Consider the following 15,805-nt stretch of genomic DNA (forward strand, 5'->3'; position numbering starts at 1 on the left):
ATGTTTGACCCTATATTATAGAAGCAAAAAAAACAAAACGCCCATTAGATAGTACTGACAAGCGCAGTCTATCGGCAGGACGACAAGAATACTCCACAAGCGCAAGCTAAGGTCTGGCATGCTTATGCCGACCCCTGAAACTTCGCTCACTCGTAGTCCAAAAATTTAAGGTTTTCGGGTAGAAACTTTCGGGCCATATTCCCGACATTATACGAGACTATTCGATTTTTTAAGGCTTTCTTCCTCTTTAGTTTAACAGTCTTTAACACCGCATGTCAACTCCAAAAGACGAACATTATTTTGTTCAAAACAGAAATAGTTCGCATTTTCGCACAAAAAAGCGTACGACTTATCCTTGCTCCAAAATGTGTTTTTTTATGCGAATCAGCTCGTTCCGCCCGTCTTCTACTTCTTCTTTCGACAAATTGCCCTGCTCCAGTACTGCTGAATCCAAGCCCAGCCATCGTTCGTACATCCGAATGCCGAATTCAAGCTGTTCGAGACGCTCCTCGGTTTCCTTCATGCGCTCCAGTTCGTCCAGCAAATGGAAAAGCGCATCCTCCGCCTGACCATATCGGCCGCCAGCTTCATAATATGGGATAAGCACCTTCAGCAGGCTTGCAGACATAGGAGCCCGTCCAACCAGGGCAAGCGCGGACTCGATCCGGTCTATGAATTCCTCGCGCAGCTCTTCGCGCGCATCCAGTTCTCTGGCCGTCAGCAGAAGCTCCAGCGATTTGGCCCCCGTCGCTCTGGCGGCCGCCTCTTCTCCGGAGTCCGCATACAAAGCCGCCTGGGCGTTGAGCATGTCCCCGCATACAAGCACTTTCCCTTGATCGACCTCGCCGTCTTTGGACAGCAGAGCAAGCAGATCTTTGACCGATAGCGCATGGATCAGCTTCGAGCCGACGCCGAGCAGCTGCCGCATCGCCTGGTTCAACAGCTCCATCGCTTCCCGCAGCTGTTGATTCTGCCGAAGAAACATCACTTTATGCAGCGTTTCCGCCGCCTGTTCGATCAACCGTAATATGTAATCCCGCTTATACATGGCGCTGCTCCTTTCTCGGGACGAAGACCGTCCCAAATCAGCTGATGCCCCCGAACACTCTTTTATTGTACCGCATTCCTGCCCGGGAGGAAAAAAAGCTTCTGCTATTTTCCGGCAGCTACTGGATGATTTTATGTATTGATACCAGTAACAAGCCTGTGGTAAATTCTTAAAAGCCGAATCGCACAGCACATTTTGTGTACGTACGGGGGACGCACTACTTGGGGTGAATGCCGCAGAACCGCGAGGTTCGAAGGCTAGGGAGCATACCTCTTCCCGAACCCGACAACTAACCTCGGAGGCTTACAGGAGGGAAAACAGAATATGAAATTCGGTTTAAAAAGCGTGCTTCTTGCATGCCTGTTCACACTGCCCGCGATACTGCCCATCTGCGCTCCGGCTGCCTATGCCGATGAACCGGTGCGTCTGTCGGAGGATATCAAGGTTCAGGTGAACGACAAGCTGGTGCAGTTTCCGGATGCCCAGCCTTTTGTGGATGAGAATCACAAGCTTCAAGTTCCCGCGCGCGTCGTCGCGGACAAACTCGGCTACCAGCTGAATTGGGAGCCTGCCGGTTCCGAAATCAAAGTTACAATCAAAGACAATAAAAACAGCCTTTCGCTGCAAACCGGAAATAAATCGGTTACGGTCAACGGGCAGCGAGAGCAGATTGAAAGCGCCGCGGAAATCGTCGACGGCCGCGTCTATGTGCCGGTCCGGCTGATCTCGGATTCGTTCGACATCCAGACGCAATGGGACAACCAAAACCGCATCGCGATACTTGGTGCCGACGGCAATTATCACGCTCCCGCTTGGTATCGTCCAGGCCCAGCCGTTCAGGCCGCTTACCAAGCGCCCGCACCGGGTTACAGCAAAATGATCGAAGTCAAAGCGACAGCCTACACCGCATCTCCTGCAGAGAACGGCGGATTTGGCGCAGTCGATTATATGGGCAACCCCTTGAATCTTGGAACGATCGCCGTAGATCCTTCGGTCATTCCGCTCGGTTCCAAGGTGCTGATCAAAGGCTACTCCTATATGGGCCTGCCCGCTAACGGCTTGTACGCCACAGCGACGGATACCGGAGGCGCGATCAAAGGCAACAGGATCGATATTTTCCTTCCCGAAAGCCGCGCTCAAGCCAGCCTCTTCGGTATGCAGAATGTGCAGGTATACGTACTTAATCCATAATCAAGCTTGATTCTCATCCAAACGAAAAAAGCAGTCGATTCCCTTTATAACGGGACGGCTGCTTTTTTCAGTTCCTACATATATTAATCGTATGTTTTGCCCGCATAGTTCGCGACCACATCGCGGATCAGCATGTAGGCTTCCCCATTTGTGAGCCGCTTCGGGTCTTGGATGGCCGAAACCGTATCCTTCTTCACCACGCCCCGATCGAGCAGCTCCTGCACGGTCGTCCGCGGATTCTGAGGTAAGCCCATGGCCGAGCCGAGGGCAGCCGCCGCTTGCTCCAACGTAAGCGGCGCTTCAGCCGGATTGCTCATCCCCTGAAGCGAATCGGCGGCCCTTCCTTTAAAATAGGCCGAATGCAATCTCCCTACGCCGTTCAGTTGGTAGACGAACCGCTGCGCGTTCGAGGCACCGTCCAAATCAAACCCTTGGTTTTTGTCACCGCCCACAGTCAAATTCATGCTCACCGCCGCTTTCAGCCCGGCATAGGCTTTATGCTTCGTATAAGCGGGAGGTTGAATGCGGAGTGGTTTCAGCTCCATCCCTTGCTTGTTTAGCCTTTCTTGCAGCGCTGCGATGTCCTGCTTGGACTCGGAAAGCTCGCGGAACGAGAGCCCCTTGTCTACTGCCAGCTTGGCCGCGGCTCCAGCCGCCTGTCCCGTCGCCATGCCCACAGGGATGACTCGCGCGCTGCCGTGGGGCAGCGTATCGAAGCTCGCCGAACGCCCCACAACCAACAGCCCGCTCACCTCGCGGGGCAAAATGCTGCGGAACGGAATCGCATACTGCACCGGATTCATCATGATGGCACCGCGGTCTTGGTAGTTCGTGCTCTGGATATCGACTTTATAAGAGCCGAAAGCGATGCGATCCCATTGATCGCGGTTATCGAGCACGTCGGTCATGGTCAGACGGTATATGCCCTTCATATGCCGGGTTTCCCGCACGTACAGCTCCGGTGCCGTTCCGGCGAGTTCGAGATCAGCGAACTCTTTGAAATTTTTCTTCATATAATCGACCACAAGCGGAATTTCTTTCTTTCCGATTTCAAAAGCTTCTTCGACCGACCCGGGGTCTAGCGGATTGATGCCGAAAATTTGCAGCGCGTTGATGAGAATCGTCCCGTCATTTTGTCTCCCGATATTGAGGCCACGCATGCGAACCTTGTCTTTGTTGCTCGATGGATACTCCCACATTTCGGGGAACCCCCATCCGCTCATTCGGTCAATACCGGTATCCTTATGCCTGCCGAACGATTCCCATACCTCCTGCGTAACGCCCCTCAGCTTAAACACAAGCGTGACCGCCATCTGGGATTCCGGATCGCCGATGTCCTCTCTCCCTATCGTGAACGCTACGCCTGCGGCCGCGGCAATGTCCGCATCCTGTGTCGCGTCGATCACGGCTTTGGCCTTCACATTATGCCGGCTGCCGTCCTGCCGGATCACCTGCACGCCGGTAACCTTGCGCATGCCGTCCTGACCGACGGTTACAATTGGCTCCATCGTCTTCACCTTCATGAGAAGATCGATATTCGGCTCCTGTCGGACCAGCTCGTAGAACGCATTGGCAGCTGTGACAACATCAAATGACGTACCTTCGATGCGATCGTACCATTCCTGGAAAATCCCTTTATTCAAAAAGTTATGCTTGCCCGGAACAAGCGAAGACTCGGGAGAATAATTGTTATCCAAACTGTTCAACCAACCAAGCGTCATCAAGCCGCCAAGAATCTCACGGTTCCGCCCGTCAACGAGCAGCACGGACAGGCCGTTGCGCGCCGCCGAGACGGCGGCCGCCACGCCTTCCGGATCGGTGCCGGTCACAATCACATCATAAGCATCTTTGATCTGGGAGACGGAGCTTACTTGAAGCAGCGGCTTCATTTCCCCCGGCATGGCGGTGCTCTTGTAATGGCTGTACCACCATAGCCCGCCTCCGATGATGAAAGCCAACAACAGGCCCAATCCTATTGCCATCCGTAAACCTTTTTTTGACCGATTCGCCATCCCTAAGCTCACACTCCGTTTCGGCTCGATCTACTTACGCTGTATTGGACGCGTCGAACCGGCGGTTTGTTCCAGAAAACCTCATTTTTTACAAAGAGTTCGACGAACTATGCCGTCCAGCGAATCCGGTTCGTTGCACCGGTACTTCCAAGCTTACGGCAGTAACGCGGCAGTCGGCTTTTCTGTATAATAGAGTCAACGAACAAGCCGGAAGGAGTCATTAGCTTATGGGGATATGCGATAAAGATCCGTTCGTGAGAAGCATGGAGCTGCTGCGGGAGAACGTGCCGTCTTTCGCCAAGTATCCGTTTCACCTCCCGGCTTTGCGGCAGCTGACTACCCTGCGTTTCCATCCCAAGGTTACGTACATCATCGGGGAGAATGGCATGGGCAAGTCCACGCTGCTCGAAGCACTAGCCGTTGCGTGGGGCTTCAATCCTGAAGGCGGCAGCTTGAATTTCAATTTCGCCACGCACGAATCCCACTCGGAGCTGCACCGGCATATCCGTTTAGTGCGTGGAATAGGCAAGCCGAGGGACGGCTTCTTCTTCCGGGCGGAAACCTACTACAACCTGGCGACCAATATCGACCAGTTGGATAGCGAGCCATTGGGCGGAGCTCGAATCATCGACTGGTACGGGGGCAAGTCACTGCACGAGCAGTCGCACGGCGAATCGTTTTTTGCGGCTTTCCTTCACCGTTTCGGGGGCAACGGGCTGTATATTTTGGACGAGCCGGAAGCCGCGTTGTCTCCCCTCAAGCAAATGTCCATGCTCGCCCGTATCCACGCTCTGGTCAAAAAGAACTCGCAGTTCATCATCTCGACGCATTCGCCCATTCTGATGGGCTATCCGGACGCGCTCGCTTATTATTTGACGGCGGATGGAATCGAGCACATAAATGTGGAAGAAACCGATCATTATATCATTATGAAGCAATTTCTGCATAACCGGGAACGCATGCTTAGAGAGCTTTTTGCCGACGAGGAATAACGCAAAAAGAACAGGCCCGATTTGTTCCGGTACGCTGTTCTTCGTTCTTTCCATCCCTATTTCTGGCCTGCGGCTAAACGGAGTCTTCGTTCTTCTTCACGTCGAAGCGTTCCTCGCGGCGGTCAATCGGCCCCGGGCTTCCGGCAACCGGCGGATCGATCTGCACCGCCTGACCGGTCGTCCGCGTCTGGTGCAGGTCGGTAGCGCCAGCCGCATGAGTGGCCAGATCCTCCAGCTCGGCGTTACCTGCATTATCATTCACTTGGCTCATTGTAATTCCCTCCTTGTCGTGAGCTACTTGTATTTTGCGGTTTCCGCTGACATTTCATACCTGAAAAGCGTCTGCTTTCCGGCTGGAGGCAGAAAAAACCGGCGGCGCCCGAAGGCAATCGCCGGTTCCCGATAGTTATTTTACGAGATTTTGCAGCAGGCTTTGTCCCATTTGAACTTCTTGGTTAAATTCGTCTTGATATTCGTTGATGATATCCGTGCTGAAGCCTTTAGACTCCAGCTCGCTTCTTACGCTGTCGATAATGGCGTTGAACTGAGCTGATTTTTCGTTAAACTTGCTTTCTCCCTGGCGATAAAGCCTCGCTCTTTCCTTGGAACTGCTTGCCGCTGCTGCCTGAAGAGCGATCCCCATCAATTCCTGTTTGCTTTCATTGCGGAGATGGATGAGCTGCTGAGTCGCATTTTTCGTGATTTCCTTGTACTCTTTATCCTTGTCACCTTTTCCATTGCCGTTACCATTGCCATTGCCATTGCCATTCCCGTTTCCATTTCCGTTGCCGTTTCCGTTGCCGTTGCCGTTACCATTGCCTTTACCGTTTTCCTTATCTTGCTTTTCTTTTTCTTGCTTCTCTTTCTCCTGTTTTTCCTTCTCTTGCTTTTCTTTTTCCTGCTTTTCCTTCTCTAACCGCTCTTTCTCCTGCTTTTCTTTCTCTTGTTTCTCTTTCTCTTGCTTCTCTTTCTCTAACCGTTCCTTTTCCTGCTTCTCTCTCTCCAGTCTTTCCTGTTCCTTATCTTTCTTTGGCGGTTTTGGAGCGCCCCAGTTGCCAAAATTCGTCTCGAACCATTTGTCCAGATTGAACTGCTCTCCGAGGAACACGTTCAGATTGACCACGGTAGGTCCGTTGAAGTTAACCAGCGGCGACTCGTTCTCGAACGTAAGCGATGCCGCCTCGGCTTTCGGCGCAGACAGTACCGGTGTCGTCAAAGCTGCCGCGATTACGACCGCAAGAAACTTCGACAAGGTTTTCCTTTTGTTCATAGCTTTCTCTCCTTTAGTTTTATAAAGTTATGCAGAGCTCATTTTTTCTCCTGAAGAGACTTCTCGTAGCTTTTGCCCTTGCTTAAACCGTATTTCGAAGCAATCGCAATCAGCTCGTCGTACTCCTCTTCCGAAAGCTTTTCCAGGATCATGGCCTTGGCTTTCCTTTTTTCCTCCAAGGAAACGCCTTTTTCAAACATATTTTGTAATAGTTTTAAATCATTTCCATCTAATTTTTTGAGCAGCACAGTTGTAATTTTGACTTGCTCGGTCAGCGAAATTTGGTCCTGCACTTCCTTCGCCTTGCCTGCGGATATTTCCGCCTTATAGCCTGTGCTGCCCGACTTCGGGTCGGACGGCTTGTCGGCTGCCTGCGGAACCGTGGCCGGTGCTTGTGCCGACGGCTGAGCCTGCTCCGCTTTCCCCGACGGTGCCGGGGAATCGCCCGACGTCCGGACGTCATCCTGCCCGGAGGCGGACTTCGGGGCGTCCGTCGGCTTCTGCTGCGATACCGGAGGCTGCCCGGATGCTGAAACCTGATGCGCCGGTTCCGTCCGCTTCTCCGGATCGTTCACCGGCCGCTTCCCCGCCGGCGCTTCTTCCGCCAGACTCGCAAGAGCCGCCATCATCCGTTCCTGCACCATATGAAGCGCCCAATACCCGCCGGCAAGCAGCAGCAACACAACCACCGTCCCGACTACTAAAGCCTTTTTCATTCTCGCCTTCATGGAACCTCCCCTCTTCGTAGCGTCATGTTCCGTCTGATTTTGCAGAACACCGCCAGGCATAGGATAAGAACCACTAAGCCAAGGAATCCGCCGATTGAATCCAATACAATATCCTGCATTGCGCTGGTACGCTCAACACTTCTCGCTTGATTCCATTCATCCGCCGAAGCAATGCCAATCACATAAATGATTGCAAGCAGCATTTTGAAGCCAAGCTTCCATCGGGCTTGAATCAACGCGAACAAAGCACAAACCGCCAGCATCGCGTACATGAACAAATGTGCACCTTTTCGAAACAAAAACTCGACAAATTCAAACGGCTGCTTCCTGGCTTCAATCGTAGAATGATGATAGTGAATGGTCATTTCAGGTACGACGCTAAGCATCCCCTCCTTCGTGAACCATTTATGTAAAATTGGCTGTATACTCTGCTCATGGTAGGACTGGGAAGAGAAGTTAAAAATAAGCAGCGTCCACAGCAACACAGGAACAAGGGTAAGGAGTTTAGTAATTGACCGGATGGGATTCACTCCTAGCCGTCAATACTGCCGGCCTGCCAACCGAATGGTAAACAAAGCCGTGTTCGTACATTTCCTGCAAAGAGAAACAATTTCGCCCGTCGATCAGGAACGGATATTTCAGCAGCTTGCGAACGGAAGCAAGATCCATGCCCGCAATTTCATCCCACTCGGTTAAAATCAGGCAGACGTCGCAATCCGTCACCGCCGCCTCGACGCTGTCACAATAGGTCACCTCCGCAGGCAGCAGCGCCCGGGCGTTCGGAATGGCGATCGGATCGTACGCTTGCACGATCGCGCCTTTTTTCACCAGCTCGTCGATAATGACAAGCGACGGAGCGCAGCGCATATCGTCCGTATTCGGTTTAAAAGCGAGTCCGAGCACCGCAATCCGCCGTCCGGCATAGTCGCCGAACAAATCCTGCAGCTTCTTCAGCATAACGAACGGCTGTGCCTCGTTGGTCGAGATGACGGATTTCAGCAGCGTAAAATCGTACCCGGCCTGGTCCGCCATATGGGCGAGCGCAAACGTATCCTTCGGAAAGCAGGAGCCGCCGTAGCCGATACCGGCCTGCAAAAATTTCCCGCCGATCCGGCTGTCCATCCCCATGCCTTCCGACACCTGGGTCACATCGGCCCCAACCCGTTCACACAGATTGGCGATGGCGTTGATAAACGAAATTTTCGTGGCCAGAAAGGCGTTGGCCGCATATTTGATCATCTCCGCGCTTTGCAGGTCCGTAATGAAAATTTTCGTCTGCAGCGGTTCGTGCAGCTTCGCAATGACCTTGGCCGCCTTATCACTCGTTGCCCCGATTACCGCCCGATCCATGTTCATGCAATCCGCAATCGCCGAGCCCTCGCGTAGAAATTCGGGGTTGGACACGACGTCAAAATGAATGCGCTCATTGACCCTATTATTAGCGACGATCGTCCGCACAAGCTCTCCCGTACCGACCGGCACCGTACTCTTGTTGACGATAATTTTGTACGTGTTCAGGTGCTTGCCGATCGTCTTGGCCACTTCCTTCACGTAGCGCATATCCGCTTCGCCGTTCTCCGCCATTGGCGTGCCGACCGCAATATAAATGATGTCGGAATCTTCAATGGCTTCGCCGACTTCGGAGGTGAAGAAGAGGCGGTTTTCCGCCACATTCTTCGCGACAAGCTCCTTTAAGCCCGGCTCGTAGATGGGAATCTCGCCGTTTTGCAGCATGGCGATTTTGTCCTTGTTCACATCGCAGCAGATGATGCGGTTGCCCATTTCGGCAAAGCACGTTCCCGACACCAGACCGACGTATCCCGTACCAATCACTGTTATATTGTGCATAAGCTTATTTCGCCACCTTACTATAAAATGAAGGTTCGCTTTCGTACAGCGTCCGGATATAGTTCATCACGTCATTGCGCAAATCGTCGCGCTGCAGCGCGAAGTCCAGCGTCGCTTTGATAAAGCCGAATTTGTCCCCGACGTCATGCCGGGCTCCTTGGAAATTGTAGGCGATAACCGGCCTTTTCTCATTCAATCGCTTGAGCGCGTCCGTCAGCTGGATTTCGCCGCCCGCACCGGCCGGGAGACTCTCCAAAATATCGAAAATGTCCGGCGTCAAAATGTACCGGCCCATGATCGCATAGTTGGAAGGAGCGGCTTTTTTCGAAGGCTTCTCGACCAGCGTATCCAGGAAGAATACTTCCGGCTCGATCGACGAGCCCCGAGGAGCGATGATCCCGTATTTGGACACGTCCTCGTCGTTCACCTTTTGCACGCCGACGACTGAGGAGGAGTATCGAGAATGGACGCGAATGAGCTGGCTCAGGCACGGCTCGTTCGACTGCACGATGTCGTCGCCGAGCAGAACGGCAAACGGCTCGTCGCCGACAAAGCTGCGCGCGCACCAGATCGCGTGACCGAGACCCTTCGGCTCTTTTTGGCGGATATAATGGATATTCGCCATCTCGGATATCGCTTGAATTTGCTCAAGCTCCTTGTTCTTGCCCTTCTTCGACAGCGTCTCTTCCAGCTCGAACGACTTGTCGAAGTGATCTTCGATCGCCCGCTTTCCGCGCCCGCTAATAATCAGAATATCTTCGATCCCGGAGGCAATCGCCTCTTCGATGATGTATTGAATCGTCGGCTTGTCCACAATCGGCAGCATTTCTTTCGGCTGAGCTTTGGTTGCAGGCAGGAAGCGCGTTCCCAGTCCCGCTGCAGGAATGATCGCTTTACGCAATTTCATGAGTCATACCTCCGCATACGAGTGTTTTGACGATCTCAATCACTTTCGCTTGCTCGGTTTCGGTCAGGCTGGAGCCGGAAGGCAGGCAAATTCCCTGCTCGAACAGCCGGTCGGATACGCTGTGCCCCTCCTGATGCGGATAGTAGGCGCAGCCTTGGAACAGCGGTTGCAGATGCATCGGCTTCCACACCGGTCTGGACTCGATGTTCGCCTCCGCCAACGCCCGGATGATGTCCCCCGACGTCGTTCCCGCAACTTGCGGATCGACGGTCAGCGTCGTTAGCCATCGGGTCGCTGAACCGAAGGACGCCTCCGGCATAAACTCGACGCCCTCCATGGAACCCAACGCTTCGACATAAGCCGCAAAGATGGCGCGTCTCGTTTCGATTCGCTCCGGAAGCATATGAAGCTGACCGATGCCAATGCCGGCGAGCACGTTGCTCATCCGGTAGTTGAACCCGACCTCGCTGTGCTCGTAATGCGGTGCGGGGTCCCGGGCCTGTGTCGCCCAATATCTGGCCTTCTCCAAAGCTTCGAGATCGTCCGACACCAACATGCCTCCGCCGGAGGTGGTGATGATTTTGTTGCCGTTGAACGAGTAGACCCCGAACCTGCCCAGCGTTCCGCTCGCCCGCCCTTTGTACGTCGCGCCCAGCGATTCGGCGGCATCCTCGATGACGGGAACGCCGTATTGGTCGCATAAGTCAAGCAGCGGGTCCATATCTGCGCTTTGCCCGTACAGATTGACGACAACGACCGCCTTCGGAAGCTTCCCGGCACGCTTGGCTTCGGACAGCGCGCGCTCCAGCGCTTGCGGAGACATATTCCAGCTCTCCGGCTCAGAGTCGATGAAGACCGGCTCCGCCCCTTGATACAACACCGGATTCACGCTGGCGACAAACGTTAAGCTTGAGCAGAATACCGTATCTCCGGCGCCGACTCGAAGCAAGCGCAGAGCCAAGTGGATGGCTGCCGTACCGGAGCTAAGAGCCAAAGCTCCGCCGGCGCCGACATACCCGGCAATCTCTTTCTCAAAGACATCGACGTTGGGCCCTAACGGCGCGATCCAGTTGGTAGCGAAAGCTTGCTGCACCCATTGCTGCTCTTCTTGGCCCATATGCGGGGGAGACAGGTAAATCCTTTGATTCAGCGACATTAGCTACGCCCTCCTCTGAGCAAGCTGATCCGGTTGATCAGCGTATTTGATTGGTTTGGCGGGTACGCCTACGGCCGTGCATTGAGCCGGAATGTCGTGAACGGCAACCGCTCCCGCTCCGAGCGTGGTCCAGCCGCCTATCGTTAAACCTTCGATCACTTTCGCGCCAAGCCCGATATGCGTTCCGTCCCCTACCGTGATATCCCCCGCCAAGGCTGCGGTTGGGGAAATATGCACGAAGCTTCCGAGAACGTTCTCGTGCTCGACGACGGCGCCGGTGTTGATGATGCACTGAGCGCCGATCCGCGCGCCGTAATTGATGACCGCGCCCGGCATGACGACCGAACCGCCGCCGATCGTCACCCCGCTTCCGAGCGTCGCTCTCGGATGAATCAACACCGCGTAGCGGGATTCGGGGTACCCGAGCCGGTCCATGACGGTCCGGCGGGTGCGGTTGTTGCCAATGGCGATAAACAGCCGGCAATCGTCGTCCCGCAACAGCTCTGCCATGTCCGCAACCGGCCCGTGAAGGATGCCGTCCTGGCTAAAGGTGTGCGTATACTTGTCGTCGCCGATCCCGGCCAGCTCATATTCCCCCTGGGCCCGCATTACATCGAGGACGACCTTTCCATGACCGCCTCCGCCGATCAGGACGAGCTTCTTCATGCTAGAATCCCTCCACCTTCCGGTTGCCTGTAAATTTGGTCGTCGTAGCATGTCCCGCCTGCTGAACCCCGTCGGCACGGAATACTTTTTTCACCGTCATCCATAGGATTTTCGCATCCAGCATCAGCGACGGGTGGTCGGTGTACCATACGTCCAGCGCGAATTTCTCTTCCCAGGAGATCGCGTTTCTTCCGTTCACCTGAGCCCAGCCGGTAATGCCGGGGCGAACCCAATGCCGCTTCTGCTGCTCCTCCGTATATAACGGCAAATATTCCATCAGGAGCGGCCTTGGCCCGATCAGGCTCATATCTCCGCGCAGCACGTTGAACAGCTGAGGCAGCTCGTCCATACTTGTTTTGCGCAGCAGCTTGCCGAAGGTGGTCAGCCGTTCGGAGTCCGGCAACAGCTCGCCCTTGCTGTCCTTCCGGTCGTTCATCGTACGGAACTTGTACACGTGGAACGGCTTGCCGTGAAGCCCGGGACGCTGCTGCCGGAACAGCACCGGCGAGCCCAGATTCAGGCGGACCAGCAGTGCGACAAGAACGAACAAAGGAGCGAATGCGATGACCGCCGTCAGCGCAGCGGTGAAATCGAGCACGCGCTTGATGCGCTGTACGGATTTTCGTTTACGGGCCGTTTTCTTCTGCTCGATCTCCCCGTACATCCGGTGCAACCGCCCGACGACCGCCTGCTCCGTAAATTCGCGCTCGATTACGCTGCGCGCTTCGCTGCCGAATTGCTTCAGCAGCTCGTCGCTGGCGAACAGCTTGTGCAGAGCGTCGGCAAACGGCTCGGGCTGCTTATAAGGGACCAAAAATCCGGTTTCGTTATGCTTCACGAGCTCCCTCGTTCCGAGAACGTCGCTGGCTACCGCCGGCTTGGAAAAGGCCATCGATTCCATCAGAAAGCGGGGAATTCCTTCCTTCTCGGAAGAAAGCACGACGATATCCGCCAGCTTGATCCAAGGGTAAATATAGCTCTGATGCCCGATCAGCCTCACGTCCTCCTCGAGGCCAAGCTCCATGATCTTCCTTCGGATTTCCGCTTCGAGCGGACCTTTCCCGGCCAGGACGCAGCAGAAGTCATCCCCATGCTTGTCTTTTAACAGACGCAGCGATTCCAGCAGAAAGGCATGATCTTTTACCGGCTCCAGCCGGGCCGCCATCAGGATGATTTTTTTTCCTTCAGGGATGAGCGCCTCCTGCCGCACCCGGTCCAGCTCAGCCTGATCGATGCGGTAGCGGAACTCGTCCAGCCGGTTCAAGTCGACGCCGTTCCCCTCGTAGTAGACCGGCTTGCCCGGCGCCAGCTCCCGCAGCTTCTCCATATCCTCGCGGTTTTGCGAGGAAAGCGCGTCGCAGAATAGCGCGCCCAGCCTCTCCAGGCTGCGGTAGATGAAGCTGGTCACCCATTTCTGTCCGTCGAAAAACGGCAGTCCGTGGCTCGTATGCAGGATCATCGGCGTTTGGGCCAGCCACCCGGCCACCCGGCCAATCAGTCCGGCCTTCGCCGTATGCGTATGGACGATATCGAACCGCTCGCGCCGAAGCAGCGAACGCATCTGAAGGATCGAACGCAGATCGTCCCAAACATGAATTTTCCGGTTCATCGGCACGAAATGGAGCTTCAGGCGGTATCGTTTCATGAACTCCTCGTCATAACCGTCGGGAGACGAAATCAGATGAACCTCATATTCCGCCTTCTGCAGCACCGCCATCTTGTCCGCCAAAATTTTATGGGAGATGGCGCTTGTGCAAATATGAGCTACCTTCTTCATACGGTTACCTCTCGATAATATTGGCAGTACCAATTGGTAAACGCCTTAATTCCGGTCTCGATGCTAATCTTGGGCGTGAAGCCGACTTCGCGCGCCAGCTCGTCGATATCGGCATACGTCGCCTGCACGTCGCCGGGCTGCATCGGCTTGAATTCGATCACCGCCTCTTTGCCGAGACATTCCTCGATCGTATGAATGAACTTCATCAGAGGAATCGGCCGGTTGTTGCCGATATTATAAATTTTATAGGGCGCGTACGAGGAGGACGGGTCCGGCTCCATCCGGTTCCAGTTATCGTTGTGCACCGGAGGACGGAAGAGCAGACGCACGATGCCTTGTACGATATCGTCGATATAAGTGAAGTCGCGCATCATCTGGCCTTCGTTAAACACTTGAATCGGCTTGCCCTCCATAATCGCCTTGGTGAACGAGAAATACGCCATATCCGGCCTGCCCCAAGGTCCGTACACCGTGAAGAAGCGCAAGCCCGTTGTCGGCAGCCCGTACAGATGGCTGTACGTATGGGCCATCAGCTCGTTTGCTTTTTTCGTGGCTGCATACAGGCTGACCGGATGATTGACCGCATCCGTCGTGGAGAACGGCATTTTCACATTCGCCCCGTAGACCGAGCTGGAGGACGCATAGATGAGATGCGGAATGCGATGTTTGCGGGAGCTCTCCAGCATATGCATGAAGCCGGTAATGTTGGAGTCGATGTACGCCCCCGGATTAACCATGGAATACCGCACGCCGGCTTGGGCTGCAAGATGAACGACCGCTGCAAAATCATGGGAAGCGAACAACGCATCGAGCGACTTTTGATCGCGCAGGTCGAAGTTGTAATGAGCATAAGCGTCATACTCGAGCAATCCCTTTAGCCGGTCTTCCTTCAACCTGACGTCGTAATAGTCGTTTAAGCAGTCCACTCCCACCACCGAGAAGCCTTCCTGAAGCAGCTTCGCCGATAGATGATACCCGATAAAACCTGCGGATCCGGTGACTAAAATTTTCATCGCTGCGTCTTCCCTTCTTTTACGAATTGAGAAAACTTTTCCCAAAATTCCTGCCGTTCCTGATCCAGCTGGTTTTTCGTATAGTTCCCCGCTTTCCGGTAGTTTGCTTGCGCTTGCTCGGCCATCCAGCGCGTATCGGAGATATATTGCTCAATCAGCCGGGCCAGATGCTTGTCATTGCCAGGCTTATGCAGATACCGCGGATCGATAAGCTCCGGAATGCCCCCGGCTGTCGACCCGATCACCGGACATCCCCGGCTCATCGCCTCGACCGTCGCTCTCGGCAAGCCTTCCTGGAAGCTCGGCTGCAAGTAAAGATCCACTTGATCCAGCCACTCGAATACGGCATCGCCACTCTGCAGAACGCCGTCGAACCGGACGTGTTCCTGCAAGCCGAATTGGGCCGCCAGCGCTTCCCACGGCTCCTTGTCGCCTCCGCCGAGCACCCGGAACTCGAAGGCGGGCAGCTTCGACTTCACCCGGGCCAACGCCTGCAGGGCCGTCGCAATGCCTTTCGTTTTGCCGTTCAGATTGCCGATCAGCCCCAGGATAACGGGCTTCGCCCCGGCTTCGATCTTGCGGAGACGCCGTTCCATTACCTCGGGGCACAGCTCCGGAATTTCCACATCGGAGCAGCCTTCGGTATATCCGCTCGTATTCGGATACCGGTGCTGCAAGAATTGTTTTGTCACGTAGATGGCAAACGGCGCTTCCTTCACCTGCGCTTTCGTCTTCAACGTCGCAATGGGCGCATACGCCTTCCCCTGCAGATTGCCGTAATTCCACAGCGCATCCCAAGCGCAGGCAACCATTTCCACGGCAAAAGGCTTCTTGAGCTTCTTGGCGATCGCCACTGCTTCCGAGCCGATTTCGCTTGGCAGCCGGGCGATCACCGCATCCGACTGCGCGATCGATTCGGTCAGGACGCGCTCGATATAGCCTTTTTTCGTCAGCTTGTTCACCGGATTGCTGAGGGAAGGCAGCACGACAAATTCCACATTTTTGCCGCTTGATAAGCTTTTATTCGCAATTTCCGTTTCCGAAGATATTTTTTTCGCCCGGGACGCTACCGTAATTTCGTCGAATACGGTCAAATACCGTTCCCATACCGAGTAGGGGAGCTTTCCGCTGGAAAAAAATTTCCCAGAATCGTTAAAGTAAAACGTATGGTCATGCGCCCATAATACCTTCATGGTC

Annotated in this window: 15 protein-coding genes and 2 riboswitches; of the genes, 2 read left to right on the forward strand and 13 right to left on the reverse strand. The window is 54.6% G+C overall.

What is annotated here, in order from left to right; all coding sequences use genetic code 11:
• Positions 1–133: 133 nt before the first annotated feature.
• A riboswitch (purine riboswitch) is annotated at positions 134–235 on the reverse strand.
• 114 nt (positions 236–349) lie between these two features.
• Positions 350–1,048, reverse strand: a complete 699-nt coding sequence (locus QMG93_RS30275) for a DUF6483 family protein (protein WP_281943185.1) — start codon at positions 1,046–1,048, stop codon at positions 350–352.
• A gap of 164 nt (positions 1,049–1,212) precedes the next feature.
• Positions 1,213–1,367, forward strand: a riboswitch (cyclic di-AMP (ydaO/yuaA leader).
• Between the two features lie 5 nt (positions 1,368–1,372).
• On the opposite strand from QMG93_RS30275, the gene QMG93_RS30280 reads away from it, so the two are divergent.
• A complete protein-coding gene (locus QMG93_RS30280) occupies positions 1,373–2,239 on the forward strand; it encodes a stalk domain-containing protein (protein WP_281943187.1) in 867 nt (288 codons plus the stop codon).
• 83 nt (positions 2,240–2,322) lie between these two features.
• Here the strand turns inward: QMG93_RS30280 and QMG93_RS30285 are convergent, their stop codons facing one another.
• Positions 2,323–4,221 carry an FAD-dependent oxidoreductase gene (locus QMG93_RS30285; protein ID WP_281943189.1) on the reverse strand — a complete coding sequence of 633 codons (1,899 nt, stop codon included), beginning with the start codon at positions 4,219–4,221 and terminating at the stop codon, positions 2,323–2,325.
• Between the two features lie 257 nt (positions 4,222–4,478).
• Between QMG93_RS30285 and QMG93_RS30290 the strand changes: the two genes are divergently transcribed.
• Positions 4,479–5,243, forward strand: a complete 765-nt coding sequence (locus QMG93_RS30290) for an AAA family ATPase (protein ID WP_281943190.1) — start codon at positions 4,479–4,481, stop codon at positions 5,241–5,243.
• A 73-nt stretch (positions 5,244–5,316) separates the two neighbouring features.
• Here the strand turns inward: QMG93_RS30290 and QMG93_RS30295 are convergent, their stop codons facing one another.
• The 11 genes from QMG93_RS30295 to QMG93_RS30350 all read right to left on the reverse strand — a co-directional run bounded on the left by QMG93_RS30295 (position 5,317) and on the right by QMG93_RS30350 (position 15,801).
• Positions 5,317–5,514, reverse strand: coding sequence for a hypothetical protein (locus QMG93_RS30295; RefSeq protein WP_281943192.1), 198 nt, complete (start codon positions 5,512–5,514; stop codon positions 5,317–5,319).
• Positions 5,515–5,649: 135 nt separating this feature from the next.
• Complete coding sequence (locus QMG93_RS30300; RefSeq protein WP_281943194.1) at positions 5,650–6,366, reverse strand: hypothetical protein; 717 nt, start codon at positions 6,364–6,366, stop codon at positions 5,650–5,652.
• Positions 6,367–6,551: 185 nt separating this feature from the next.
• On the reverse strand, positions 6,552–7,241 hold the full coding sequence (locus QMG93_RS30305; protein ID WP_281943196.1) for a hypothetical protein: 690 nt from the start codon (positions 7,239–7,241) through the stop codon (positions 6,552–6,554).
• Entirely contained in the window at positions 7,238–7,771 is a 534-nt protein-coding gene (locus QMG93_RS30310) for a VanZ family protein (protein WP_309299694.1), read from the reverse strand. Before QMG93_RS30310 ends, QMG93_RS30305 begins: the two co-directional genes overlap by 4 nt.
• Positions 7,746–9,089: a UDP-glucose 6-dehydrogenase TuaD gene (tuaD, locus tag QMG93_RS30315; protein WP_281943198.1), complete on the reverse strand. Its 1,344-nt coding sequence runs from the start codon at positions 9,087–9,089 to the stop codon at positions 7,746–7,748. Before tuaD ends, QMG93_RS30310 begins: the two co-directional genes overlap by 26 nt.
• A gap of 4 nt (positions 9,090–9,093) precedes the next feature.
• On the reverse strand, positions 9,094–9,996 hold the full coding sequence (gene galU, locus QMG93_RS30320) for a UTP--glucose-1-phosphate uridylyltransferase GalU (protein ID WP_281943200.1): 903 nt from the start codon (positions 9,994–9,996) through the stop codon (positions 9,094–9,096).
• The gene (locus QMG93_RS30325) at positions 9,983–11,152 is read right to left on the reverse strand and encodes a DegT/DnrJ/EryC1/StrS family aminotransferase (RefSeq protein ID WP_281943201.1); all 1,170 of its coding nucleotides are present in this window, start codon (positions 11,150–11,152) and stop codon (positions 9,983–9,985) included. The genes galU and QMG93_RS30325 overlap by 14 nt, the downstream gene beginning before the upstream one ends.
• 3 nt (positions 11,153–11,155) lie before the next feature.
• Positions 11,156–11,818 (reverse strand): acetyltransferase, encoded by a 663-nt coding sequence (locus tag QMG93_RS30330; RefSeq protein ID WP_281943203.1) that lies wholly within the window; start codon positions 11,816–11,818, stop codon positions 11,156–11,158.
• Between the two features lies 1 nt (position 11,819).
• Positions 11,820–13,595: a sugar transferase gene (locus QMG93_RS35255; RefSeq protein ID WP_309299696.1), complete on the reverse strand. Its 1,776-nt coding sequence runs from the start codon at positions 13,593–13,595 to the stop codon at positions 11,820–11,822.
• Positions 13,592–14,608, reverse strand: coding sequence for an NAD-dependent epimerase (locus tag QMG93_RS30345; protein WP_281943205.1), 1,017 nt, complete (start codon positions 14,606–14,608; stop codon positions 13,592–13,594). Before QMG93_RS30345 ends, QMG93_RS35255 begins: the two co-directional genes overlap by 4 nt.
• A complete protein-coding gene (locus QMG93_RS30350) occupies positions 14,605–15,801 on the reverse strand; it encodes a glycosyltransferase family 4 protein (RefSeq protein ID WP_281943207.1) in 1,197 nt (398 codons plus the stop codon). The genes QMG93_RS30345 and QMG93_RS30350 overlap by 4 nt, the downstream gene beginning before the upstream one ends.
• Positions 15,802–15,805: the final 4 nt, after the last annotated feature.

Source organism: Paenibacillus tyrphae (assembly GCF_027925525.1).
Lineage (GTDB): Bacteria > Bacillota > Bacilli > Paenibacillales > NBRC-103111 > Paenibacillus_G > Paenibacillus_G tyrfis_B.